Raw genomic sequence first — 21,000 nt, 5'->3', positions numbered from 1 at the left:
CCAGGACGGGCCCAGCCCATGACTCGCCCGCGGCGGTGCCGGTCCGGTGCCATCGCCTCGGCGGCCCGACGACGGGCGGAGGGCGAGCACGTACGCGTCGTCACGCCGTGGTGCGTGGCCGACACCGTCGGTGAGGCGACGGCGAACGAAAGGCGACCCACGTGGTTTCCCCCACCCACCCCACGCCTTCGGATCTCGTGCCCGGGCCCCTGCCCGCGCACCGGTCGACCGTGTTCCGTTTACCGGCCGTCGCTGCCTCCGTACGGGCGGCACGCCTGCACGTGCGCGAGCGGATGACCGAGTGGAACCTCGCCCCGGAAGTCGGCGACGACGCGGTCCTGTTGGTCTCCGAGCTCGTCACCAACGCGATCGCGCACGCCTTCGGCGACCACGTGGTGTGCCGGTTGTGCGTGACCGGCCAGCGGCTGCGCATCGAGGTCGAGGACCAGGCCCGAGGGGACACGGTGCCCGCGCAGCGCCCACCGGACCTCGACAGGGAGAGCGGCCGCGGCCTCGCCCTGGTGGACGCGCTGGCGCGGGACTGGGGCGTCACGCCGAGCGGGGGCGGCACCGGCCAGATCGTGTGGGCCGAGCTGTCGCCGGTGGCGCCGGACTTCGGCGGCGCGGACGCCTGAGGGGCCTGCGGAAGCCTGGGCGGTACTCTCGGCACCGGCACGTGCCTGACAGGCGCGTGCCGGTGCCCCTAGGTTTTCCCCGTGGACGCGCTCACGTGGATCTCGGCGGCCGTGGCGTTGGCCAGTGCCGCGACGACGGCGTTCCTCGGCTACTGGCAGCAGCGCCGGACAGCCGCGGCCGAGCGGCTCAACTACATGAACCAGTACGGGGCGTCCCTCGCCTGGGCGGCCTTCGACCTCCAGAGCCGCCTGTACAACATCCTGCGCGGCAGATACCTCGCCTTCTTCCTGCTCCAGGGCACCGAGCAGGACGCGGAACTGGCCCGGCGCAGCACCGTCTACGTCATCGCCGAATACCTGGGCTGGGTCGAAATCCTCCGGCGGGACGTCCAGTTCCTCGACCTCGGCGGCAGCGGCCCCAACCGCGGCGTCATGAACCAGCTGTCCCGGATCGCCGAGACCCTCAACAGGTCCACCTCCCACCACGACGAGCTGCGCCTGTTCCGCATCCAGCAGCGAGCCATCGGCAGTGTCATGATCCACCCCGACAGCGAGCCGGGCCGCAGGCGCTGCCTCGACTACGCGGAGTTCTGCGAACGACTCGACGCCGACGAGCGCTTCAGGGCGTGGTTCGCCACGGCCCTGGCCGACGTGGACACGATCGCCGCGGACGGCGCGCCCTCCGCGCCGCGCCTGCGGGCCTTACAGCGCCAGCTGGTCGAACTCGTCGACCTGCTCGACCCGGACGCCGTGCGGTTTCCGCAGTTCCACCTCCAGAGGTTCGGAGACGGCGAGGAGGGCGAGGCCCCTGCGGACACCTGGTGACCGGCTCACACCGGCATGGCGCACCGGAAGACCTGCCGCGAACCGCCCTCCGGCCCCGGCTCCGCGGCCTCGGCCGGGGTGAAGCCGAGGCGGGCGTAGAAGTCGCGGGCGCCGCTGGTGACGGCGCCCGGGTGGTCGGCCCCGAAAGTGATCACCTCGATGGTGCCCGGCCCCGGGCCGAACCTGCGCCCGGCCTCCGCCATCAGGGCCTGCCCCACGCCCTGGCCGCGGGCCTGTGCGGAGACGACGAGCCAGTGGACGTGGTACGTCGGGGCGCTCCCGCCGAACAGGAGCCCGCCCAGCAGCCCCGTCCCCGAGGGCGCGGGGGCGACCAGGGCCGAGGAGCCGCCGATGTGTTCCCGCACGGCACGGTGGAAGCCGGGCTCCTCCACCATCGGGCCGAACCAGTGCTCCACCTGGCCCGCCAGGCTCAGGAAGCCGGGGAAGTCGCTCTCAGTCGCGAGTCTGACGATCATCGGGACAGTGTCACAGGCGCACCGGCGGCCTGTGTCCCGAGGGGGCCTCAGCTGTCGAGCAGCCGCCACGCCGTGAGGGCGAGGGCGGCGCGGACCAGGCCCGCGGGCGTGGTGAGTTCGAAGCCCAGGACCTTGCCGATCAGATCGAGCCGCCGGGCGACGCTGCTGTGGTGCAGATGGAGCCGGTCGGCGGCGCGGCGCAGCGAGCCCGTGGCGCAGTAGGCCTCCAGCGTCTCCAAGTCCTCGGGGGCGCCGGCGACGAGGCCGATCGCGGCCACGTCGGCGTTGCCGCGCGCGGCCTCCCGCGGCACCTGCGCGAGGAGCGCGAGCGCGCCCAGGCCGTCGAAACGGACGACCGGCCTCCGCTCGGTGGCGAAGCGCAGTGCCGTCCGGGCCTCGCCCCAGGACCGTTCGGGACTGTCGGAGGTGCCGATGCCCGCGCGCACGCCCGCCGGGAAGCGGTCCACGGCCACGGCACTGGCCAGGACCACGCCCACGTCACCGACCGGGGCCGCCTTCACCGGGCGGTCCGGGCAGAGCGCGGCGCTGATCCGGTCGAGCGGAACGGACGAGCGCACGGCGACGACGCGCAGCGGCACACCGGTGGCGAACCCCAACAGGCGCAGTGCGCGGGCCCTGGCCGCCGCGTCGCTGTCGCCGCTGATGGCGAGCTCCACGAGGGCGGGGTCGGCCATGGTGGTACGGGCCGGACCGTACCGCTCGACCACCGCCGCTGCGGCGATGGCGAGCCGGTCGAGGAGGACCTCGTCGAGCGGCCCTGCCGGGCCGGTGCGCTCCAGCCACACCGCGCCGATCTCCTCCTCGTCGAGCGTGATCGACACCGTGGAGGACGCGGTCGGCGCCGGGGCCCTCGCCTCGGTGCCGTCGGGCGAGAAGCGGATCGGCCGCCCCGCGCCGTGCAGCCGGATCCCGGCCGCGCACTCGGCGAGGCCCGCCGACGCCCGGGCGAGCGCCGGGAGGTCGACCCGCCGCCGCATCAGCGTGTCGTAGTACATGACGACGCGGATCGCGCCCTCGACATGCGAATCCAACTGTGAAAGACGTGCGGCCAGTGCCTCCATGAACAGGAGAATAAGCGCCGGTCGGAGCGCGGCCCCTGGCGGAGCGCGGACCGCATCCGGGGGCGGCGGCCCGGAGTTCGGCGGCCGTACGGCCCGCTGCGGGCAAGGATCGCGGCACGGACAGCGCGACCAGGCCATTCTCGCCCTGGAGGGACGCCCGGCACGGCCGGAGATCGTAAGATCAACTTCCGGCAAGTGGCATACGGGATTCCGGCGAGGGGCAGTGCGATACCCGATGATCTACGACGGGCGCACGCGCTCAACACGCGGCAGACGAGCGCTCGCTGAGCGCTGCCGAAGTCTGACCGAGTCCCGCTGGTTCGGCCTGGCGGTCTTCGTCCTCATCCTCGCCAACGCCGCCGTCCTGGGCGTGGAGACGTACACCGGGGTCGTGCACCGCTGGCACGAGGAGCTGAAGCTCGTCGAGCACGGCTTCCTCGTGCTCTTCACCGCGGAGGTCCTCCTGCGGCTCGGCGCGCACGCCGACCGGCCGCGCGCCTTCTTCCGCGACCCGTGGAACCTCTTCGACCTCGCCGTCGTCCTCTGCGCCTTCCTGCCGTTCGCGCGCGAGAACACCACGGTGCTGCGGCTGCTGCGCCTGGCCCGGGTGCTGCGCACCGCACGCTTCCTGCCGCAACTGCGCATCGTGCTGGTCGCGGTGGGCCGCAGCCTGCCCGGCACGGTGAGCTTCCTGCTCGTCGGCACGCTCGTGCTCTACGTGTACGCGATGGTCGGCTGGGTCTTCTTCGCCGACGCCGACCCCGAGCACTTCGGCTCCATCGGCCGTGCCGTGCTCACCCTGTTCCTCCTGATGACCCTCGACGGCCTCGGCGACGCGGTCCGCGCGGGCCTGGAGATCTCCCGCTGGAGCATCGTCTACTACGCGACGTACGTCCTGATCGCTTCCTTCGTCCTGGTCAACGTCCTCATCGGCGTGGTGATCACCTCCCTCGACGAGGCACGCACGATGGAGGAGCAGCACGAGGCACGGCAGCGGCGGAACCCACAGGCGCCGCCGGACGAAGCGGCGGACGCCGAGCACGAGCTGCGCTCCCGCATCGCCACCGCGCGCCGGGCACTGGACGAACTGGAGGAGAGCCTGGAACGCCTGCCGGGGGCACGCCGCTGAGCCCGTACGGGGCTCACGCCGGTTGCGGCACGACGGCGACCGGACAGGCGGAGCGGTGCAGGAGCGCGTGGGCGACCCGGCCGAGGTGCGGCCCGGGTCCTCGCCGAGCGCCGATGACGAGCAGGTCGGCGCGGGCCGAGGCGTCGAGGAGCACCAGGTGCGCGGCGCCTTCGACGACTTGCTTGAGCACCTTGACGGCTGGGTGGCCGGCCACGGCCTCGCGCACGGCCGAGGCGAGGCCGTCCGCCGCGCGCCGCTCGTGGCCGTCGGCGTGCTCCCCAGGCCCGTGACCGGCGGCGCCGGTCCCGTGCAGCGGACGGCGCCACACCCGTACGGCCTCCAGGGCGACGTGGCGCCGCTCGGCCTCGTCGACGGCGAACCGGACGGCCGCCGAGAGCCGCTGCTCGGGCACGCCGACCACGACGCGCTGCCGCGTCCCGGCCCTGGCCTGGTTGTCGTGGCTGCCGCGGAGCACGATCACCGGGCAGTCGGCCCGAGCGGCGACGCCGAGGCTGACCGAACCGAGCAGCAGTTCCACGAGGCGGCCGCGCCCGCGCGAGGCGATCACCAGCGCGACGGCGCCGCGGCCCTCGCGCAGCAGCGCGGGGACCGGATCCTCGTCGCTGATGCGGACGGAGAGCTTGAGGTTCTCGTCGCGCCGGTGCGCCCGCCGTGCGGCGATGTCGACGACGGTGTCGGCCAGTTCCCCGGCCGACGGCTCGCCCGGTACGTCCGAGAGCGGGAGGCCGTCGCCCTTCCGCGACGCGGCGTGCACCAGGCGCAGCGGCACCCCGCGCACGGCGGCCTCGTCAGCGGCCCAGTCGACGGCGCGCAGACTGTGCTCGGACCCGTCGATGCCTACGACGAGGGGGAGTTCCATGCACCTCACCTCTTCCAAGGACGCTCGGTGGTGCGTTCCTGTGGGCATCGAGCGGTGCGGAACGGGCTCCGGGGCGCTGACGGGACGACGTCCCACTGGCCCCTTCTCGTGTCAGTGTCGCGTGCCATGCGCCGTCGGGACAGGGGGCACAGCTCGCGGCGGGAGGCGACGCGCGGACGCCGTCGTCAAGAGCCGTCTGGCGCCGTCTAGCGCCGTGAAGCGCCGTCGGAACGGGCGCGGGTCCGGCACTCGTCCTTGTGGCACACCCACAGGTCGTAGCGGAACACATCGCCGCCGAGGTGCACCGTCCGGCACTGATAGGCCGTCCAGTACCGGGGCACGCCGTCGGCTCCCGCGTGACCGCACCAGGCGTACCGGTAGTAGCTGGCCTCGAACTCCCAGTCCGGCCGCTGCCGCGCGCCCGCCGGTCCGGCGGTGCTCCTGGTGACGGGGTCGCCCTTGTAGATCCACAGCCGCCAGCGGTACCCGACCTCCCACCACTCGTGGCGGCAGGTGAAGAAGAACCGCTGGCTCCGGCCCGCGTCGGCGCACTCGGCCTCCGTGTCGAAGACTCCCGCGCTCTCCCAGGAGGTGGGCGGCGGCGGAGGATCGGCCTGAGCGGTTCGGTTCGTGGTGGCGGAGGCGGACGCGGGGACGGCGGTGAGCGCGGGAGCACCCACCAGGACAGCGAGGGAAAGGGCGGCCAGTGAGAGGGCGTTGCGCAGCATCAGGACCTCTGGCTCGGGTACGGCGCCGACAGAAGGGCGGCCACCTGGCGTGGCCGCATGCGCACGATAGATCCCGACGATCCTTGAGAGCCGCTTTACGGTTTTATGGGCGCGTTCCGGCCATCCCGGGGCGAGACGGCCGGGACGACCGCGGTGCGGCCTCCCCGCGCTGCGGACCATCGGCGAACGCGTGGGTCGCCGGGGGCGGGCCGGGGGAGACATACGGTGTCACGAGTCACGCCGCTCCACCAAGATGCTCAGATTCCTTACGCCGGTCACGCACGGTGCTGCGGCCCGCGCGGCGCGGTGGGACGCTTTCGGCAGGCAGCGTACCCACAGCTGTCCAAGGGGATGCGATGCGGATGATGCGACGCCTCAGGGGTGCGGGCGCGGTGGGCCTCGTGGTGGTTCTCGTGGTCTGCGGCGCGGCGGGCTGCGGCGGTGGCGGCCGGACTCCGTCGGATCAGCGGGGCGGCACCGACGGACCGGCGTCCCCGCTCGCCTCGGCGCAGTCCGGCGGCTCCAGCGCGGAGGCGCCCGGCGACCGAGGAGGCGGCACCGCCGATCACGGCGGCGTCGGGGACGCCGGGGGAGCGGGCGGCGGCGAAGGGCGCGACGGCGGCCGCGAAGGCGGGGACGACATCCCGCCGGCCTCCGCACCACCCGTCGCGCCCGGCGAAGGCGAGATCAGCGGCATCGGGGTGTACCCCGGCGGAGACATCGGCGGCGTCGACAGCAGCAGCCCCTCCGTCGACGGGACGACGGGCAGCACCTCCAGCTCGCCCCCGCAGCCGTGCGGCGACTCCGGCGGCGGGGGCGGTTCGTGCGCCCCGTCGGCCGCGCCCGGATCTTCCGCGATAGCGCCACCCACGGCGGGCGACGGATCCTGAAGGGGCTTCCTGGCGCCGGGTCTTGAGGCGCCGGGCCCGCCCTCGTCGTGAAGGGGGGCCGCGGAGGCGGTCGGCCGGGGGGACTTTGCCTCCGGCACGTTTGGAGATGGACGTCGATTGCTGGATAGAGTTGTTCCCTCTTGATTCATCACCGCTGGTCGAGGGGGCGATCGGCGGTCGGTGGACGACTGACGTCCTGGGGAGGGCTTACCGCGCATGAGTCGTCGCTCTAGTGGTCTGGTCGGTGTCTGGGCCGAGGCGCAGCGCCAGCAACAGCGCCAGAGGGAAGCCGAAGCCAGGCTGCGGAGGGAGCGGGAGCGGGAGGCTCGTGCCCAGCAGCGCCAGCAGGCCCGTGACTACCGGGAATACCGCCAGGCGGAGGCCAGGCGGCGGACCGAGGAACTGGACTCCCAAGTCGAGGCGCTCCAGGCGCTGTTGGCGTCGGGGTGTCGCGGCCCCGCCTTCCGGGCGGCCATGCTCCTGCGGCCCGAGGAGGTCGAGCCGTTCGCGCCGGGACACCTGGCCGTGCCGGTCACCATGCCGGACCCGAACCAGTACCAGGCCCAGGGCGGTTGGACGGCGAGCCGGCGCGCCCAGGCACAGGCCGAGGCACGGGCCAGGTTCGAACACGACTGGCAGGCCGCGCAGGCGGCGGAGACCCGGCGGCAGCAACAACTGGCCGCACTCCACCAGCAGTACGCACAGTGGGCCGAGAGCCAGCTCTCGGAGGTGCGCGGCTACAACGCGAGCATCGCCGAGGTGTCCGCGGGAGTGCGGCGCGGCGACCCCGAATCCGTCGTGGAGTACTTCTCCGCCGCCCTCTACGCCTCCACCGCCTGGCCCGAGAGCTTCCCGCGCCGGATCTCCGCGGCCTACGACCCGGCGGCACGACAGCTGGTCCTCGACTGGGAGCTTCCGGGCTTCGACGTCGTCCCCGAGACGAAGTCCGTGCGGTACATGGTCACCGCCGACGAGGAGAAGGAGACACCGCGCCCGGTGAGCCAGCGCCGGTCCCTGTACCGCGACGTCCTCGCCCAGTGCTTGCTGCTCGTCCTGCACGACCTCTTCGCCGCCGACGAGCACGGAGTCCTCGAATCGGTGGCCCTGAACGGATTCGTGGACGACCACGACCCGGCGACGGGCAGGCAGACCCAGATCTTCCTGGCCACCGTCATGGCGCCGCGCTCCACGTTCACGCAGATGCATCTGGAGCAGGTGGACGCGGTGAGCTGCCTGGCCGACGGGCTCAGGGGCCAGCTGACGGCACGGCCGGACCAGCTGGTGCCCGTGCGCCTCGGGCGCAGGCCCGACGACGTGGGCAACCACGTCGTGACCCACGGCGGTGCCGGTGACGAACCGGATCTGTACGACATGGATCCGATCGTGTTCGAGTCGCTCGTCGCGGACCTCTTCCGCGCCATGGGCATGCAGGCCGTCATGACGCAGCGCTCGAACGACGGCGGGGTGGACGTCGACGCCTTGGACCCCACCCCGATCCGCGGCGGCAAGATCGTCGTGCAGGTGAAGCGCTACCGCAACACCGTGCCGCCCACGGCGGTGCGCGACCTGTACGGCACGGTCCAGGACCAGGGCGCCAACAAGGGCGTGCTGGTCACCACGTCGGGATTCGGGCCCGGCTCCCACACCTTCGCCAACGGCAAGCCCCTGGAGCTGATATCGGGCAGCGAGCTCGTCGACCTGCTGCACCGGCACGGACTGCACGGCCGCCTGGGCGAGCGCACCGCGCCCGCACCGCCTCCGGCCCCCGCGCCGCAGACGGAGGACCACAACGTCCTGGGGATGTCCTGGTCCGGCACCGTGGCCCTCGACGTGTGCGCGCTCGTCTGCTCGGGCCACCGCGTCCTCAGCGACGACCACTTCGTGTTCTTCAACAACCCCCGGACGCCGGACGGGGCGGTCCGCGCCCACCCCGCCACGCCGCCCGACAAGGCCGCCCTCCGCGTCTCCTTCGAAGCGCTGCCCGCAGCGGCGGACCGGCTCGCCCTGGTGGCCGCGATCGACCCCGAGGCCAACCCCGACGCGGACCTCTCGGACTTCACCGACGCCCGCATCCGCCTGCTGGATCCCGCCCTGACCGAACTGGGGCAGCTCGAGGTCTCCGACGGCCGCGCGGGCGAGACGGCCCTGGTCCTCGGGTCCTTCCGCCGCCGGGCGAGCGGCGACTGGGACTTCGTCGTGGGAGGCAAGGGATACCCGGGCGGCCTGGAACAGCTGCTGCCGGACTACGGCATCGCCGTGGAGTAGGGCTCCGGCGACGGCCCGCCCGCCTCCGGAAGCCGCCGCGCCGGGCCTGAGCGCGGCGGCGGCTTCCGGCCGCGCACCACGAGATCCGCCGGGCCTCATGCGGTACCGACAGGTCCGTCCCATAACCTCGTGCGGGGAGACGCTCGTGCGGGGCGACGTCAGCTCCCACGTGTCACCCCTTGGAGGAGGCGATGGTGCTCGGAAGGGGCATGCGGTTGCTCGTGGGCGCCCTGGTCGTGGCCTGCCTGGTGCTCATCGGCCCCAGCGGACCGAGCGGTGCCGTCTTCGGCAGGTCCCAGCCCGTCGAAGCCGTCCGGGACGTCGTACCGAACCGGGTCATGACCTGGAACATCTGCAATCCCTGCGGCGAGAACAACAACGTCGGCCGGGCAGCGGAGATCGCCGCCCACGCGCCCCAGGTCATCGGCATGCAAGAGGCCTGCGTGCGGGACGTCGAGAGGATCCGCGACTATCTGGAGGACCTCCACGGACTCGTCTACCACGTGGAGTACGGTTCGGTTCTCCGCAAGCGCGGCCGCTGCGGGGGATGGCCGTGGAGCCCTGGGGCCTTCGGCCAGGCGATCCTCTCCGCGGCACCGATGACGGACCGCGTGAACGTGGAGTACCCCGACGGCGGCTCCGAGGACCGCGGATACATGGCCGTCACCACCCAGGTGGGCGGCAAGTCCGTCCGGGTCTTCAACACGCACCTCGCCCAGCGCAGCCAGGAAGCGGTCCGGGCGGACCAGGCCGGTGTGCTCGCCACGCAGGTGGCCCGGCACGACCGCGCGATCGTCCTCGGTGACTTCAACGCCGTGCCGGGCGCACCCGAGCTCCGCCGGATGTGGGCCCTGGCCACGGACACGGACCCCCAGTGCCACCCCTCGCCGGTCGGCGCCTGCAAGCCGACCACGGACTGGAACCTGAAGTTCGACTACGTCTTCCTCCGCGGCATCGCCTCTCTCGACCACCGTGTGCACCCCAGCGCGTACTCCGACCACCACCTGGTGCAGAGCGACCTGGACCTGACCTAGCGCGCCGCCGCGGCCGTGCGTCGGGGGCGCGCGGCAGAGGATGGCGTGAGCGGAGCGTGCGCCGGGGCTGTGCTGCCCTGCTGAGTGTGCGGTCGCACCACGCTGCGCCCCCTTGGCCGGAAACGGCTGGGGGCCGGTCGTTCGTCTCAAGAGTGGGAGCCGAGGGGGCGCGGCCGGGGGGCCGCGCGGGCGTGGGGGGACACGGCCATGAAGCGGACGGGACGAGTACGGAACTGGCGACTATGGGGGGCGTTCCTGGGAGCGGTGCTCCTCGTCGTCACAGCGGCGATGCCCTGCGTGGCCCTGGTGGGCGGCGATGCGGACGGGGCCGTTGCCGCGACCGGGACGGATCCCACGCCGGGGCCGTCGGGCACGGCCGCGTCCCCCTCGGGGCCGCAGCCCGATCCGCAGCCCACGCCCACCGAGACCGGCGACCCGGACCCACTGCCCGATCCCGTGGACCCGACCCTGGGCCCGCCGGGCGAACAGGTATCGCAGGGCGGGACGTTCACGGCGACGGGCAGCGACTTCGACTGCTCCGACGGGGACGGCCTGGCGGGCCCGCTGACGTTCACCGTGCAGGGACAGACGCCGGTGAGCGTGACGGTCGACGCCGGCGGAGGATTCGCCCAGCGGGTCTTCGTGCCGACGGACGCCGCCCCGGGACAGTACGAGATGACGGCGTCCTGCTCGGCCGTGGCCGACGCACCGACCGCCGAAGCCGTGTTCAGCGTCGTGGCGGCGGCCCGGCCCGACCCGCAGGTCTCCCTGTCATCCGACGCCGGAGAACCGGGCGACCGTCTGACCGTCGGGGGCACGGGCTTCTTGTGTGACGCGGGAGCCGGGGTGGACATCCTGTGGGACGGGCAGTCCGTCACGGGCGGCACGCCCTCCGAGAGCGGAGGCTTCACCGTCGCGTTCCACGTCCCGGCCTCCGCCGCGGAAGGAGGCCACGAGGTGACCGCGACCTGTCGCACCCCGCAAGACGTCCGGGACTCGGCGCCCTACCGGGTGAACCGACCGGCCACCACACCCACGGAGGACCCGCGCGAGGTCACGATCCACATGTCCGACTACCCGGCCGCCTGCGTCAACGGCGCGATCGTCATCGGCGGCCGCCGGCTGGACACCTGGCTGGACTCCGACTCGACCGAGGGCACGGCCGAGCGGGGGCGTTGGGAGCTGATCGACCTCCACGCCCGGATCCCCGCCGCCATGACGGGCCGCCGGGACGTGAGCCTCGACTGCCCGGGACGGGAGCGGGAGAAGGCCGGAGAGATCACCCTTCCCGCACGGGACCCGCTGACGCTGTTCCCACTGCCCATAGGATCCACCCGCTTCCCGGAGCGGAAGACAGGACCGATCACGCCGACGCCGTCGAACAGCCCCACGCAGAAGCAGGGCGGCGGCTCGGGCACGCGGCACGGAGGCAAAGGCCATCACCACCACGGTGGCTCGGGTTCCCCGCACGACGACGACAAGAAGGACCCGAAGGACGATGACGGGCACGGCTCGACCAGCAAGGATCCGGACCTCGGGCTCGTCGGCGCCCTGCGCACCCCGGCCGACGTCTCCTGGGCCCTGAAGGACCTGGCCGGATCGGTCGGCATGGCCGCCTGGTTCCTGGTGGTGGTCCTTCTGCTGGAGAGGGCCTTCCCCTCCCAGCTGGCCGACAACGCGCTGGGCCGCTGGTGGCTCCGCCGCCAGGAGCGGAGTCGGGCCCGGCCGCCGCGACTGCCCGGGTGGCTCAGGGCGTGCGGCTTCGCGCTCCTCGGCGGCTCTCTGGCCGTCTGGGCCGACACGGACACCACGCTGAGTCCGTCGACCGCGATCAAGGTCGCCGGTGCGGCCGTAGGAATGCTGGTCATCCTGGTCGCCTACGAGAAGACCAAGGACTCCCTCCAGCACCCGCGCCGGGACGGCATCCGCTCCGAGCTGCGCGTGGTCCCCGCGGGCCTGCTGCTCGCGGGCCTGATGACGGCGATGTCCCGGTTCCTGGAGTTCCCGGTCCCGTACGTCTACGGCCTGGTCGCGGTCTATATGGCCCTCAGGTCGCCCCGCCGAAGGCCCGACGACCCCGACGACGGTCTGCCCAAGGGGCAGGCGATCCTGATCGGCGGGATCTGCGTACTGGCCGCCGTGGTCCTCATCTGGGTCCTCGGCGCCCCCTTGCTGGAAGCCGCGCAGAAGGAGCACGCCGGGCCCGGAAGCATCCGGTACGTGCTCGCCTACGCCGTGGGGCTCGCGGTCGTCGCCGGCATAGAGGTCGTGGTGTTCGGTCTGCTCCCGCTGTCCGGCATGGACGGGCGGACCCTGAAGGAATGGAGCAAGCCCGCCTGGTACGCCCTCTATCTGGTCGGCCTGACCTTCTTCTTCCACGTGCTGCTGCACAGCCTGCACCCGGGGGTGGGCAGCGAGCTGGCGGTCGACGGGGACCTGCGCTGGTGGACGCTCGGCATAGCCACCGCCCTGTTCCTGGCCTTCGGAGCCGTCTCCATGGCCTTGCGGTGGTACGTGGGGCGGGTCGAGCGGCGGCCCCAGACGGCCTGACGCCGATGGCGCCCGGCGGGCGGGACCGCGGTCCGCCGGGCACCCGTGCGACCATGGCGTGTCATGACCACAGACGGGGACCTCACCGAAGGCGAGCACGAGACGGGCGGATGGCCCGACACGGCCGGTGACACGGCACTGACCATCAAGGTTCCCCAGGCCGATCCGCTGGTCCGGACCGCCTTCCCCGCCCATGTTGACCGTGCTCTACCCGTTCCTGCACGAGAGCCGCATCGACGCGCCGCTGCAGCGGGAACTCTCCGCGCTCTTCGCCGGGCACGACGCCTTCACCCTGACGTTCGCCGAGTTCGGCCGCTATCCGGGGGTGCTCTACCTGGAGCCGTGGCCGCGCGACCCGGTCCAGGCACTCACCAAGGAGCTCACCCAGCGGTGGCCGGAAGCGGTCCCGTACCGGGGGATCTTCGGTGCCGGACTCGACCCGCACCTGACGATCGCCACCAGCGAGGCGCCCGCCGCGCCAGAGACCGCGTACGACGAGTTGGAGCGCGAACTCGCGCCCTCGCTGCCACTGGTCTGTCCCGTACGCGCGGTCGAGCTGATCGCGTGGGACGGCGCGCGCTGGCAGCGCCGGGCCCAGTACCGGCTGGGGTGACGGCTCACCGCCCCTTGGGCGCGCGCCCGGTGCGGAGCATGCGCAGGACGGCTCGCTCGGCGGGCCCCTGCGTCGCCGGGATCCCGTACGTACCGGTGGCGCCCAGGCGCGGCAGGACGGCGGCCACGGTGACGCCCTCCTCGTACAACTCGATGACCCGGGGATTGATGTACGAGGCACGGCAGACGGCCGGAGTGTTGCCGAGGTAGGCGGCGACCTCCTGGACCGACCGGCTGATGGCGCGCTTGCGCGCCCGCTCGCTGTGCGCGGCGCCCTGGGACACGGCGAGGGCCACGGCCGCCATGACGGTGGCGTGCCAGGTCCTGAAGTCCTTGGCGGTGATCTCCAGACCGGCCAACTCCTTGAGGTAGGCGTTGACTTCCGCGCTGCTGAGCTCGTGCCAGTCGGGGCGCTCCCAGTAGACGAACAGCCGGTCGCCGCCGCTGCGGCGGTGCGCGAGGGCGCTGAGACTGCGGCACGCGGGCGGGTCGGCGACCGCCTGCACCTGCTCCTTGCCCTGCTTGGAGGGGTAGGTGAACACCACCTCGCCGCGTGCGCAGCGCGTGTGCTCGCGCAGCAGGGTGGTGAGGCCGTAGGTGTCGTTGAGATCGGCGTAGCGGTCGCTGCCGATCCGGAAGAACCCCAGGTCGAGAAGGCGTACGGCGGTGGCGAGGACTCTCTGCCGGGTGAGCCCGCGGTCACCCAGGTGCGCTTCCACGGCCTGGCGCACTCTCGGCAGGCGGGCCGCGACGTCGAGGACGTGCTCGTGCTTGGCCCGCTCCTGCTCGGCGCGGAACCGCGGGTGGTAAAGGTACTGGCGGCGCCCGGCGTCGTCGGTGCCGACGGCCTGGAGGTGGCCGTTCGCCTTGGCGCAGATCCAGACGTCCTGCCACGCCGGGGGGATCACCAGTGCCTTGATGCGCTCCAGCTCGGCGCGGTCGCGTACGGGACGGCCGTGCGGATCGAGGTACCGGAAGCCGCGCCCGTGCCGTTTGCGGGCGTAACCCGGGTCGGTGGGACGGCTGTGGGAGAGGCGCACACGTACCTCCAGGACTTCGCGGCGGGTGGCCGTCGGCGCGCTTCAGCCCGCCGCGTTGTCGACGCGCAGGCGCACCTGCTCCTCCAGACGCCGGAGGCTGTCGTCCAGCGCGGCGTCGACGGCCTCCTTGCCCGGGTCGTGGCTCTCGTCGCGGAAGGTGAGGTGCACCGTCGCCTCGCCGGAGCCGCCTTCGCCCCCGGTGACCTGGAGCCAGCCGGTGTAGCCGTCCTGGTCGCGGGTGCCCCATTCGAGCCGCATCTGCTCGCGCCGGACGCGCAGTTCGGCGGCGGTGTCCTCGTCCGTGCGGTCCTCGTGCACGGTCACGTCGGGGAGGTGCCCGGCCCGCACGTGGAGGGCGCCCGGCAGCCAGCTGTCGAGCGCGTCGACGTTGGCGGCCTGGTCGAAGACGTGCTCGGGCGGCGCGGGCATCGTGCGCGAACGCTCGTACTCGGTCATGGCGGTCCCGTCCTGGGGTAGCGGCCGTACGGCGGGCACGGGTACCCGCCGTACGCGAACATGAGCCCGCGAGGGATCCTCAGTGGCCGAGGGCCCGCTTGAGCTCCTTCTTGTTCATCGACGAGCGGCCCTCGATGTTCTTCTTCTTGGCCTCCTCGTACAGCTGGTCGCGGGTGGGGCCCTGGGAGCCGCTGTGCGAGCGCTCGCCGCCGCGCTGGGACGCGGACTTCTTGTCCTGCGTCGAGGTCTTGCTCGCGGTTTTGGACTCGCCGGAGCGCGCCCGCTCCTTGTTGACCGTCCGGGCGGCGATTTCCTTCGCGCGCTTCGTGGACTCCCCGCGCTTCTCCGCGCTCTCCTTGATGTGCTCGTACTGGCGCTCACGCTTCTTGCTGGATCCAGCAGGCATGGGACGACCTCTCTCGGTTCTGTTTCCTGTGCGGTGGCTCTCGTGTCGGGTCACTCGCTCGGGTCCGCGTGCGGTGCCCCGCTCGGGTTCGTGGCGGTCGACGGCCTCGGCCGGGCCCCGTCGAACGCGCGGACGCGGCGCCCGCGGTGGTGCGGCATGCGGTGCGGGCTGCTGTCGACGGACGCGTCCCTGGACGTGGGACTCGCTCCTCGGCCTGCGCGTGCGTGCGGGGGACGTCGCGGCGTGGCCACTGTGCGGCCCTCGCAGAGGCCGCACACGACATGGGCGGTACCGCTTCGCGAACGCGCCTCCTGTCCGAAGCACGCTGATCGTCTGCCCTTCCACTCTCGGGGCAAACGGACGGGGCCGCCTCCCGAGACGTCCGGAGGCGGCCCCGTGGGACACCGGTGACACGTGGTGCGGACCGCTATCCGAGGCCGCCGCCTCCGAAGCTGCTGCCGCGCCCCTTCCTGTGGTCCTTGGGGTCCTGGGAGGGGCTGGGGTGCGTGCTCGACTGGCCGTAGCCCTCTTTCAGCTCGTGCGGGGTGAGCCAGCCGCCGTCGTGCGGTACTTCGTCCGGGTCCCGGTACTCCCGGACTTCCCTGACGGGGCCGTCCTCGGGGAGGTGCGGCTGTTCGTCCGGACGCGGCCGCCTGGCCTCCCTCGCCTGTACGCGGCGGCCCAAGATGAAGGCGGCGATGAGAACGCCGACCACGGCAAGACCGGCAATCCACATCAGCAACGCCGTGCCGGAGGAAGCAGCGAGTTCCCACTCCATGGTCTTCATATGAGTGTTGTACCCGCCCCTGTCCGAAAAATAGCCAGTCATTTATGCCTCCTATCGGTCCGGGTGGCGATCCGCTGTTACGTACTATGTGGCTTCGGAGTTACGTACTATGTGACTTCGGAATAGGTATTCACTTTTCAGGGGGCAGGTGCCTGGGCCTGCCGGATTCCGGGGCGGCCCGCATGTGCCGGGCGGTATGAAGTTGCGGGCGTCCGGTGCCGCCCGAGGCGCGTCAGCTGAGAAAGCGGGATGCCACGCGCAGGTCGGACACGAGCCCCGCGAAGGCCTCGTTCCGGTCCTTGGCGCGCAGTACCGCTGAGGGATGCACGGTGGCCAGCAGTCGGCGATCGGCGTTCTCGCCGCTGCCGCTGCCGCTGCCGCTGCCGCTGCCGCTGCCGCTGCCGCTGCCGCTGCCGCTGCCGCTGCCGCTGCCGCTGCCGCTGCCGCTGCCGCTGCCGCTGCCGCTGCCGCTCCGCTCCTCGGCGAGCGGCAGCTCGGTTCCTGGTGCCAAGGAGAGCAGGGCGCCTCGCGACGCGGTCACCTTGAAGGAATTGCCCAGCAGCGATTTCCCCGCGGTCGCGCCGAGTGCGACGACCAGTTCCGGGTCCACCCGTTTGATCTCGGCCGCGAGCCAGGGGCGGCACGCGGCCATTTCGCCGAGACTCGGCGCCTTGTGGATGCGGCGCTTTCGGCCCTCAGTGACGGGTGCGAACTTGAAATGCTTGACCGCGTTGGTGAAGTAGGCCTGCTCGGCGTCGATTCCGGCCTCGTCGAGCGCCGAGCGGAGCAGCCGCCCGGCCGGACCCACGAACGGCTCGCCGGCCCGGTCCTCCTGGTCGCCGGGCTGCTCTCCGACCAGCATGAGGCGGGCGCGGGCAGGACCCGCGCCGAACACGGTCTGCGTGGCCTTCGCGTACAGCGGGCAGCCGCGGCAGTCGGCGGCGGCGCGTCGCAGCGCCGGGATCCCGCCCCGCGCGGGCACATACGGAAGAGCGCTGTCGGCAGCCTGGTCGGTCGGGCCCGGCACGGTACCCCCTTGGGTCAGCCGAGTGATTCCTCGGGGTGGGCCTGCGTCTGGAGCCGCCAGTACTCGCCCGAGCAGCCCGCGGGGAACGGCGGGAACCGGTGGCCCTTCACATCGGTGCTCCAGTGGTGCCCGCCGCCGCAGTCGCATTCGTAGATCCCGCTGGAGGGCACGATCTCACCGGGATGCCATGTCGTCTTCTCCTCGCTCATGACTCCAGGTCTACGTCGGGCGTCCGCGCTGCGCGACCCGGGCGCGGGGGAGCCCGCCGCGGCCACGGCGGGCCGCTCCGGCTCGGCGCAGCACGGCCGCCGGCAAGGCGGGAGAGTGCCCAGGCGTGGGCCGGCTCGCCGGTGGTGTGGGGGCCACGGGCCCGGGTGCGCAGCAGCCGCAGGCGCCAGCGGGTGGGCGAGGGCGTCGAGGCGCAGGGTGCCCGTTTCCAGCGACCCGGGCTCCGCCGGGCCCGGCCCGGCCGCGCGGCCACCTCCCGGGGGCGCGGCGGGGGAGCCCCGGCCGTCGCCGCGGTCTCCGTGGTCTGCACCCTCGGCGAGATCGTCTACGCGGGCAGCGCCACCGCCTTCGTCACCCATCTCGCCCCGGCCCGGGGGCGCCACCGATGCCGTCGGCGCGTGGGCTGGTGCCAGGCCGGTGCCACGGTGGACCCGAGTCTGTCTGTGACAGCTGTGGCATGTGCCGCACTCCCGAGGCGAGGCGTAGCTGACCCAACGTCCTGACCTGCGTCTTTACCATCCCGCCGCAAGGTGGCGCCACCAGTGATGCACGTGGCGCCATAAATGGCTCGCGATGGCGCCATGGATGTGCCATGATGGCGACATGAGGGGGCGCCCCTCGGTCTCACCGGCCGAGGGGCGCGCGTTTCGCGGAGAACCATCGAAGGGGTCGGACCATGGAGACAGCGCAGAGCCAGCAGCAGGTGGCAGCACCGGGCGCCGTCACCGCCTTCGCCCGCTTCGTGCTCTGCGGCGGCGGCGTGGGCCTCGCCTCCAGCTTCGCCGTGGCGGGCCTCGCCTCCTGGCTGCCCTGGGCCCTGGCCAACGCGCTGATCACCGTGGTCTCCACGCTCCTCGCCACCGAGCTGCACGCCCGCTTCACCTTCGGCAAGGGCGGTCGGGCCACCTGGAGCCAGCACGTGCAGTCGGCCGGGTCCGCGGCGGCCGCGTACGTCGTGACCTGCGTGGCGATGGTCGTCCTGCAGCAGCTGGTGGCGGCGCCCGGCGCGGTGCTCGAGCAGGTCGTCTATCTGTCGGCCTCCGCGCTCGCCGGTGTCGCGCGGTTCGTGGTCCTGCGCCTCGTCGTCTTCGCCCGGAACCGCTCGCGGGCCGCGGCCCCCGCCGCCACCCCCGCCTCTCCCGTGCACGCCACCGTGGCCCGCGCCGCGGTCCCGGCCCGTCCCGCGGTGCTCTGCCGCGCGGCCTGAGCGCTCCGCCGATACCGGCACGTTCGGGCCGGTACGGTCACGCCGGGAAGACGTACGGCGTCGAGAGCCCCGCCCGTCCGCCAACGGACTCAGATTCCCTACGCCGAGCGCGCACGGTGCTGCGGACCGCGCGGCCCGGTGGGATCCTTTCGGCAGGCAGCGCAGCGTACGTACGGGCTGTCCAGGGGGATGCGATGCGGACAGGGCGACGTGTCAGGGACGCGAGCGCGGTGGGCCTCGTGGTGGCTCTCCTGCTGTGCGGGGCGTCAGGCTGCGGGGGCGGGGGAGGCACCCCATCGGACCCGCGCGACGGGTCCGACCGGTCCGCCTCCGCGCCGTCCGGAGACTCCGGCGCGAACGAGCCCAGCGGCCACGGCGGCGCAGACCGCGACGGCGGCGCGGGCGAAGGCGGGGACGACATCCCGCCGGTCTCCGCACCCCCCGTCGAGCCGGGAGGCACGGGCGGCTCCGTCGGAGGCATCGGCGTGTACCCCAGCGGGGACACCGGCGGCAACGGCGGTGGGGAACCGACCGCGTCCGGAGGTCTCTCCGGTGGCGCCACCACCGACCCTCCGCCGCCCCCGTGCGGCGACCCGGGCAGCGCGGCCGCCACCTGTCCGCCGTCCACCACGCCCGAAGCCTCCGAGGACGTCCCGCCCACGACGGACGACGGCTCCTGAGGCGCCGATGGCCGCACCGGACCCACCCCCGCGCAGACCGGACCGTACGACACCACCGAGGGGAGCGGGCCCGCGCCGCCGCCCCCGGCCCCGCGTGCGCGGCCCGGTCCGCCCGGCCCCGCGCCCGCCACGGGCGCGTCGGCCACCGGACACACCACCCGACGCCGAGACCGGCGGTCCCCTGGAGTACGCCAACTCCCTGCTCGGCGCGGGCTCCTTCGTCGTGGCGCTGATGCTCTACGCGGGCTACCTCTACGTCGAGGCGTTCTACAGCTACTTCCACCTCGGCACGTTCGCCGTCGGGTTCGACTCGCTGGAGTTCGCCCTGCGGAGCCTGCGGCTCGTCACGCTTCCGGTCTTCGCCACCCTCGCGGTGCTCGTCCTCATCCCGTACACGCCGGAGCTGATGGCCCTGCTCGGGGTCCCCGAGCGCCAGGTGCGGGCCGTGCGGGAGTACGGCCACACCCTCGCGCGGCTGCACCCCTTCCTCATCGTCGCCGGGGTCGCCCTGATGCCCCTGTGGCGCCCGCTCGGCGGCCTGAACTGGCTCGCACCCCTCTGCGTCGCCATGGGGCTGCTGCTCGGACAGACCTCGGCGGCCACCGCCCGCTCGCCCCGGCGACGACGCGCGTGGGAGCGAGCCGCGTCCCTCGTGGTCGCCGGGGTGTTCCTGATGTGGGTCGTGGCCCTGGCGGCCAGTGACCTGGGCCGCCACGACGCGCGGCGCACCTCGCACCGCCTGGTGAACCGCGTGGCCGTCGTCGTCCTCAGCACCGAACGCCTCAGCCTGACCGGCCCCGGCGTCGTCGCCGAGGACCTCGGCAAGGGCCTGCGCTACCGCTACCGGTACAGCGGCCTGCGGCTCCTGGTCGAGCGCGACCACCGGTACTACGCCCTTCCCCTGGGCTGGCGGGAGGACAGGGACGCCACCTTCGTCATCGAGGACGACGACACGGTCCGCATCGAACTGCGGCCCGGCGCCCGCGTCGACGGGGCAACCAGGCGGGGCTGACCGGCCGCCGGTACCGCGTCAGCCGGGCGTGCCAGGGCTGCCGCAGGCTTCCAGTCGGCGTGGGCCGACCGGCAAACAGCCGGTCGGGACCGACGGAAATCCGTTGGCCGGGGGAGCGCCGGGGCCACTACCGTGCGATCTGCCCGCCCTCTCGACCCTGCCCCCTCCACCCTGCTCCCCGACAGCGAAGCGTGCCCATGACCATCCCCGGACGAGACGTACGCGCCGCCTTCCGTCTGGTCGGCCGGTCCGTTCGTCTGCCCGGCGGGGAGGGCCGGAGCGTGCGCGTGGGGGACGTGGTGCTCAAGCCGACCGGCCCGGACCCCGAGTTCGCCGAATGGCTGGGCGACATCATGGCCTCGGTGGTGGCGGACGGCTTCCGTGTCGCGCGGCCCCTGCGTGCCACGACGGGGGCCTGGAGCCACGACGGCTGGACCGCGTCCCACGTCGTCACCGGGGTCGAACCCGACCACGCCGCCGCACCCCGCTGGGGCGAGATCATCGCCGCGGGGCGCGCCTTCCACCGCGCGCTGGCCCACGTGCCCCGGCCCGGCTTCCTGGACCGCCGCAGCGACTGGTGGGCGACCGGCGACCGGGTCGCCTGGCAGGAGCAGGACCCCGACCTGCTCCCCGCGGTGCGTGCGCCGTACGAGGCGCTGACCTCACTGTTCGGCCCGAAGCCGCAGGCCAGACCCCAGCTCGTGCACGGCGACCTCACCGGCAACGTCCTGGTCGCGCCGGGTCTGGCCCCGGCCGTCATCGACTTCTCGCCCTACTGGCGCCCACCGGCCTTCGGCGAGGCCGTCGTGGTGGCTGACGCCCTGATCTGGCACGGCGCGGGCCCCGGCCTGCTCCACGAGGCCGTCTCCGCGAACGGACCCGACGCGGTCGCGTACGTCGCCCGCGCCCTCGTCTTCCGTCTCGTCACGACCAACGAACGCCTCCGCGAGAATCCAACCGAGCGGTCCCGCGCCGCGATCGCCGAGATCCGCCGCTACGAGGACACGGCACGGCTCCTCGCCGCCATCGCCCCGCGCCCCGGCGGCTGACA

The 21,000-nt window shown here is 73.2% G+C and carries 22 protein-coding genes and 1 pseudogene; 13 read left to right on the top strand and 10 right to left on the bottom strand.

Annotation, left to right across the window (positions count from 1 at the left end; all coding sequences use genetic code 11):
• The first annotated feature begins 161 nt into the window (after window positions 1–161).
• Both AC5WAM_RS03220 and AC5WAM_RS03215 read left to right on the top strand, forming a co-directional pair.
• Entirely contained in the window at window positions 162–635 is a 474-nt protein-coding gene (locus AC5WAM_RS03220) for an ATP-binding protein (protein WP_495521474.1), read from the top strand.
• 81 nt (window positions 636–716) lie between these two features.
• The gene (locus AC5WAM_RS03215) at window positions 717–1,460 is read left to right on the top strand and encodes a hypothetical protein (RefSeq protein WP_495521473.1); all 744 of its coding nucleotides are present in this window, start codon (window positions 717–719) and stop codon (window positions 1,458–1,460) included.
• A 5-nt stretch (window positions 1,461–1,465) separates the two neighbouring features.
• On the opposite strand, the gene AC5WAM_RS03210 is transcribed toward AC5WAM_RS03215, so the two are convergent.
• Both AC5WAM_RS03210 and AC5WAM_RS03205 read right to left on the bottom strand, forming a co-directional pair.
• Window positions 1,466–1,936 carry a GNAT family N-acetyltransferase gene (locus tag AC5WAM_RS03210; protein ID WP_495521472.1) on the bottom strand — a complete coding sequence of 157 codons (471 nt, stop codon included), beginning with the start codon at window positions 1,934–1,936 and terminating at the stop codon, window positions 1,466–1,468.
• A gap of 47 nt (window positions 1,937–1,983) precedes the next feature.
• A complete protein-coding gene (locus AC5WAM_RS03205; protein ID WP_495521471.1) occupies window positions 1,984–3,018 on the bottom strand; it encodes a PucR family transcriptional regulator in 1,035 nt (344 codons plus the stop codon).
• Window positions 3,019–3,253: 235 nt separating this feature from the next.
• Here AC5WAM_RS03205 and AC5WAM_RS03200 point away from each other — a divergent pair, with 235 nt between their 5' ends.
• Window positions 3,254–4,147, top strand: a complete 894-nt coding sequence (locus AC5WAM_RS03200; protein ID WP_495523492.1) for an ion transporter — start codon at window positions 3,254–3,256, stop codon at window positions 4,145–4,147.
• Between the two features lie 13 nt (window positions 4,148–4,160).
• Here the strand turns inward: AC5WAM_RS03200 and AC5WAM_RS03195 are convergent, their stop codons facing one another.
• Together AC5WAM_RS03195 and AC5WAM_RS03190 are read right to left on the bottom strand one after the other, a co-directional pair.
• Window positions 4,161–5,027: a universal stress protein gene (locus AC5WAM_RS03195; protein WP_495521470.1), complete on the bottom strand. Its 867-nt coding sequence runs from the start codon at window positions 5,025–5,027 to the stop codon at window positions 4,161–4,163.
• 206 nt (window positions 5,028–5,233) lie between these two features.
• Window positions 5,234–5,755, bottom strand: a complete 522-nt coding sequence (locus AC5WAM_RS03190; RefSeq protein ID WP_366789917.1) for a hypothetical protein — start codon at window positions 5,753–5,755, stop codon at window positions 5,234–5,236.
• Window positions 5,756–6,111: 356 nt separating this feature from the next.
• On the opposite strand from AC5WAM_RS03190, the gene AC5WAM_RS03185 reads away from it, so the two are divergent.
• The 5 genes from AC5WAM_RS03185 to AC5WAM_RS03165 all read left to right on the top strand — a co-directional run bounded on the left by AC5WAM_RS03185 (window position 6,112) and on the right by AC5WAM_RS03165 (window position 13,107).
• Window positions 6,112–6,645 carry a hypothetical protein gene (locus tag AC5WAM_RS03185; protein WP_495521469.1) on the top strand — a complete coding sequence of 178 codons (534 nt, stop codon included), beginning with the start codon at window positions 6,112–6,114 and terminating at the stop codon, window positions 6,643–6,645.
• A gap of 216 nt (window positions 6,646–6,861) precedes the next feature.
• On the top strand, window positions 6,862–8,910 hold the full coding sequence (locus AC5WAM_RS03180; RefSeq protein WP_495521468.1) for a restriction endonuclease: 2,049 nt from the start codon (window positions 6,862–6,864) through the stop codon (window positions 8,908–8,910).
• 191 nt (window positions 8,911–9,101) lie between these two features.
• Complete coding sequence (locus tag AC5WAM_RS03175) at window positions 9,102–9,944, top strand: endonuclease/exonuclease/phosphatase family protein (protein WP_366789920.1); 843 nt, start codon at window positions 9,102–9,104, stop codon at window positions 9,942–9,944.
• Window positions 9,945–10,208: 264 nt separating this feature from the next.
• Window positions 10,209–12,494, top strand: coding sequence for an FGLLP motif-containing membrane protein (locus tag AC5WAM_RS03170; protein WP_495521467.1), 2,286 nt, complete (start codon window positions 10,209–10,211; stop codon window positions 12,492–12,494).
• Between the two features lie 193 nt (window positions 12,495–12,687).
• Window positions 12,688–13,107 (top strand): 2'-5' RNA ligase family protein, encoded by a 420-nt coding sequence (locus AC5WAM_RS03165; protein WP_495521466.1) that lies wholly within the window; start codon window positions 12,688–12,690, stop codon window positions 13,105–13,107.
• 4 nt (window positions 13,108–13,111) lie between these two features.
• Here the strand turns inward: AC5WAM_RS03165 and AC5WAM_RS03160 are convergent, their stop codons facing one another.
• The 6 genes from AC5WAM_RS03160 to AC5WAM_RS03135 form a co-directional block, all read right to left on the bottom strand.
• The gene (locus AC5WAM_RS03160) at window positions 13,112–14,146 is read right to left on the bottom strand and encodes a DNA topoisomerase IB (protein ID WP_495521465.1); all 1,035 of its coding nucleotides are present in this window, start codon (window positions 14,144–14,146) and stop codon (window positions 13,112–13,114) included.
• Between the two features lie 42 nt (window positions 14,147–14,188).
• Entirely contained in the window at window positions 14,189–14,602 is a 414-nt protein-coding gene (locus tag AC5WAM_RS03155; protein WP_495521464.1) for an SRPBCC family protein, read from the bottom strand.
• A 79-nt stretch (window positions 14,603–14,681) separates the two neighbouring features.
• Complete coding sequence (locus tag AC5WAM_RS03150; protein WP_242728139.1) at window positions 14,682–15,008, bottom strand: plasmid stabilization protein; 327 nt, start codon at window positions 15,006–15,008, stop codon at window positions 14,682–14,684.
• Window positions 15,009–15,435: 427 nt separating this feature from the next.
• Window positions 15,436–15,795: a DUF6479 family protein gene (locus AC5WAM_RS03145; RefSeq protein WP_366789925.1), complete on the bottom strand. Its 360-nt coding sequence runs from the start codon at window positions 15,793–15,795 to the stop codon at window positions 15,436–15,438.
• Window positions 15,796–16,027: 232 nt separating this feature from the next.
• Complete coding sequence (locus AC5WAM_RS03140; RefSeq protein ID WP_495521463.1) at window positions 16,028–16,822, bottom strand: UdgX family uracil-DNA binding protein; 795 nt, start codon at window positions 16,820–16,822, stop codon at window positions 16,028–16,030.
• A gap of 14 nt (window positions 16,823–16,836) precedes the next feature.
• On the bottom strand, window positions 16,837–17,031 hold the full coding sequence (locus AC5WAM_RS03135) for a hypothetical protein (RefSeq protein WP_366789927.1): 195 nt from the start codon (window positions 17,029–17,031) through the stop codon (window positions 16,837–16,839).
• 264 nt (window positions 17,032–17,295) lie between these two features.
• Between AC5WAM_RS03135 and AC5WAM_RS03130 the strand changes: the two are divergent.
• The 5 genes and pseudogenes from AC5WAM_RS03130 to AC5WAM_RS03110 all read left to right on the top strand — a co-directional run.
• Window positions 17,296–17,428: pseudogene (locus tag AC5WAM_RS03130) on the top strand (MFS transporter); the annotation flags it as partial.
• 298 nt (window positions 17,429–17,726) lie between these two features.
• Window positions 17,727–18,257 (top strand): GtrA domain-containing protein, encoded by a 531-nt coding sequence (locus tag AC5WAM_RS03125; protein WP_366789928.1) that lies wholly within the window; start codon window positions 17,727–17,729, stop codon window positions 18,255–18,257.
• 194 nt (window positions 18,258–18,451) lie between these two features.
• Window positions 18,452–18,937 carry a hypothetical protein gene (locus AC5WAM_RS03120; protein WP_495521462.1) on the top strand — a complete coding sequence of 162 codons (486 nt, stop codon included), beginning with the start codon at window positions 18,452–18,454 and terminating at the stop codon, window positions 18,935–18,937.
• 94 nt (window positions 18,938–19,031) lie between these two features.
• Window positions 19,032–19,949, top strand: a complete 918-nt coding sequence (locus AC5WAM_RS03115; RefSeq protein WP_495521461.1) for a hypothetical protein — start codon at window positions 19,032–19,034, stop codon at window positions 19,947–19,949.
• Window positions 19,950–20,146: 197 nt separating this feature from the next.
• Complete coding sequence (locus AC5WAM_RS03110) at window positions 20,147–20,998, top strand: aminoglycoside phosphotransferase (RefSeq protein WP_495521460.1); 852 nt, start codon at window positions 20,147–20,149, stop codon at window positions 20,996–20,998.
• Window positions 20,999–21,000: the final 2 nt, after the last annotated feature.

This window comes from Streptomyces sp. JLYT201 (assembly GCF_059448825.1).
This window is presented reverse-complemented; position numbering and strand designations above follow the sequence as displayed.

Bases quoted from the DNA above. Each gene is read 5' to 3' on its own strand.
- AC5WAM_RS03180 (WP_495521468.1), top strand. From the start codon at position 6,862: ATGAGTCGTCGCTCTAGTGGTCTGGTCGGTGTCTGGGCCGAGGCGCAG.
- AC5WAM_RS03195 (WP_495521470.1), bottom strand. From the start codon at position 5,027: ATGGAACTCCCCCTCGTCGTAGGCATCGACGGGTCCGAGCACAGTCTG.
- AC5WAM_RS03135 (WP_366789927.1), bottom strand. From the start codon at position 17,031: ATGAGCGAGGAGAAGACGACATGGCATCCCGGTGAGATCGTGCCCTCC.
- AC5WAM_RS03145 (WP_366789925.1), bottom strand. From the start codon at position 15,795: ATGAAGACCATGGAGTGGGAACTCGCTGCTTCCTCCGGCACGGCGTTG.
- AC5WAM_RS03210 (WP_495521472.1), bottom strand. From the start codon at position 1,936: ATGATCGTCAGACTCGCGACTGAGAGCGACTTCCCCGGCTTCCTGAGC.
- AC5WAM_RS03150 (WP_242728139.1), bottom strand. From the start codon at position 15,008: ATGCCTGCTGGATCCAGCAAGAAGCGTGAGCGCCAGTACGAGCACATC.
- AC5WAM_RS03205 (WP_495521471.1), bottom strand. From the start codon at position 3,018: ATGGAGGCACTGGCCGCACGTCTTTCACAGTTGGATTCGCATGTCGAG.
- AC5WAM_RS03125 (WP_366789928.1), top strand. From the start codon at position 17,727: ATGGAGACAGCGCAGAGCCAGCAGCAGGTGGCAGCACCGGGCGCCGTC.
- AC5WAM_RS03175 (WP_366789920.1), top strand. From the start codon at position 9,102: ATGGTGCTCGGAAGGGGCATGCGGTTGCTCGTGGGCGCCCTGGTCGTG.
- AC5WAM_RS03200 (WP_495523492.1), top strand. From the start codon at position 3,254: ATGATCTACGACGGGCGCACGCGCTCAACACGCGGCAGACGAGCGCTC.
- AC5WAM_RS03190 (WP_366789917.1), bottom strand. From the start codon at position 5,755: ATGCTGCGCAACGCCCTCTCACTGGCCGCCCTTTCCCTCGCTGTCCTG.
- AC5WAM_RS03165 (WP_495521466.1), top strand. From the start codon at position 12,688: ATGTTGACCGTGCTCTACCCGTTCCTGCACGAGAGCCGCATCGACGCG.
- AC5WAM_RS03120 (WP_495521462.1), top strand. From the start codon at position 18,452: ATGCGGACAGGGCGACGTGTCAGGGACGCGAGCGCGGTGGGCCTCGTG.
- AC5WAM_RS03155 (WP_495521464.1), bottom strand. From the start codon at position 14,602: ATGACCGAGTACGAGCGTTCGCGCACGATGCCCGCGCCGCCCGAGCAC.
- AC5WAM_RS03185 (WP_495521469.1), top strand. From the start codon at position 6,112: ATGCGGATGATGCGACGCCTCAGGGGTGCGGGCGCGGTGGGCCTCGTG.
- AC5WAM_RS03110 (WP_495521460.1), top strand. From the start codon at position 20,147: ATGACCATCCCCGGACGAGACGTACGCGCCGCCTTCCGTCTGGTCGGC.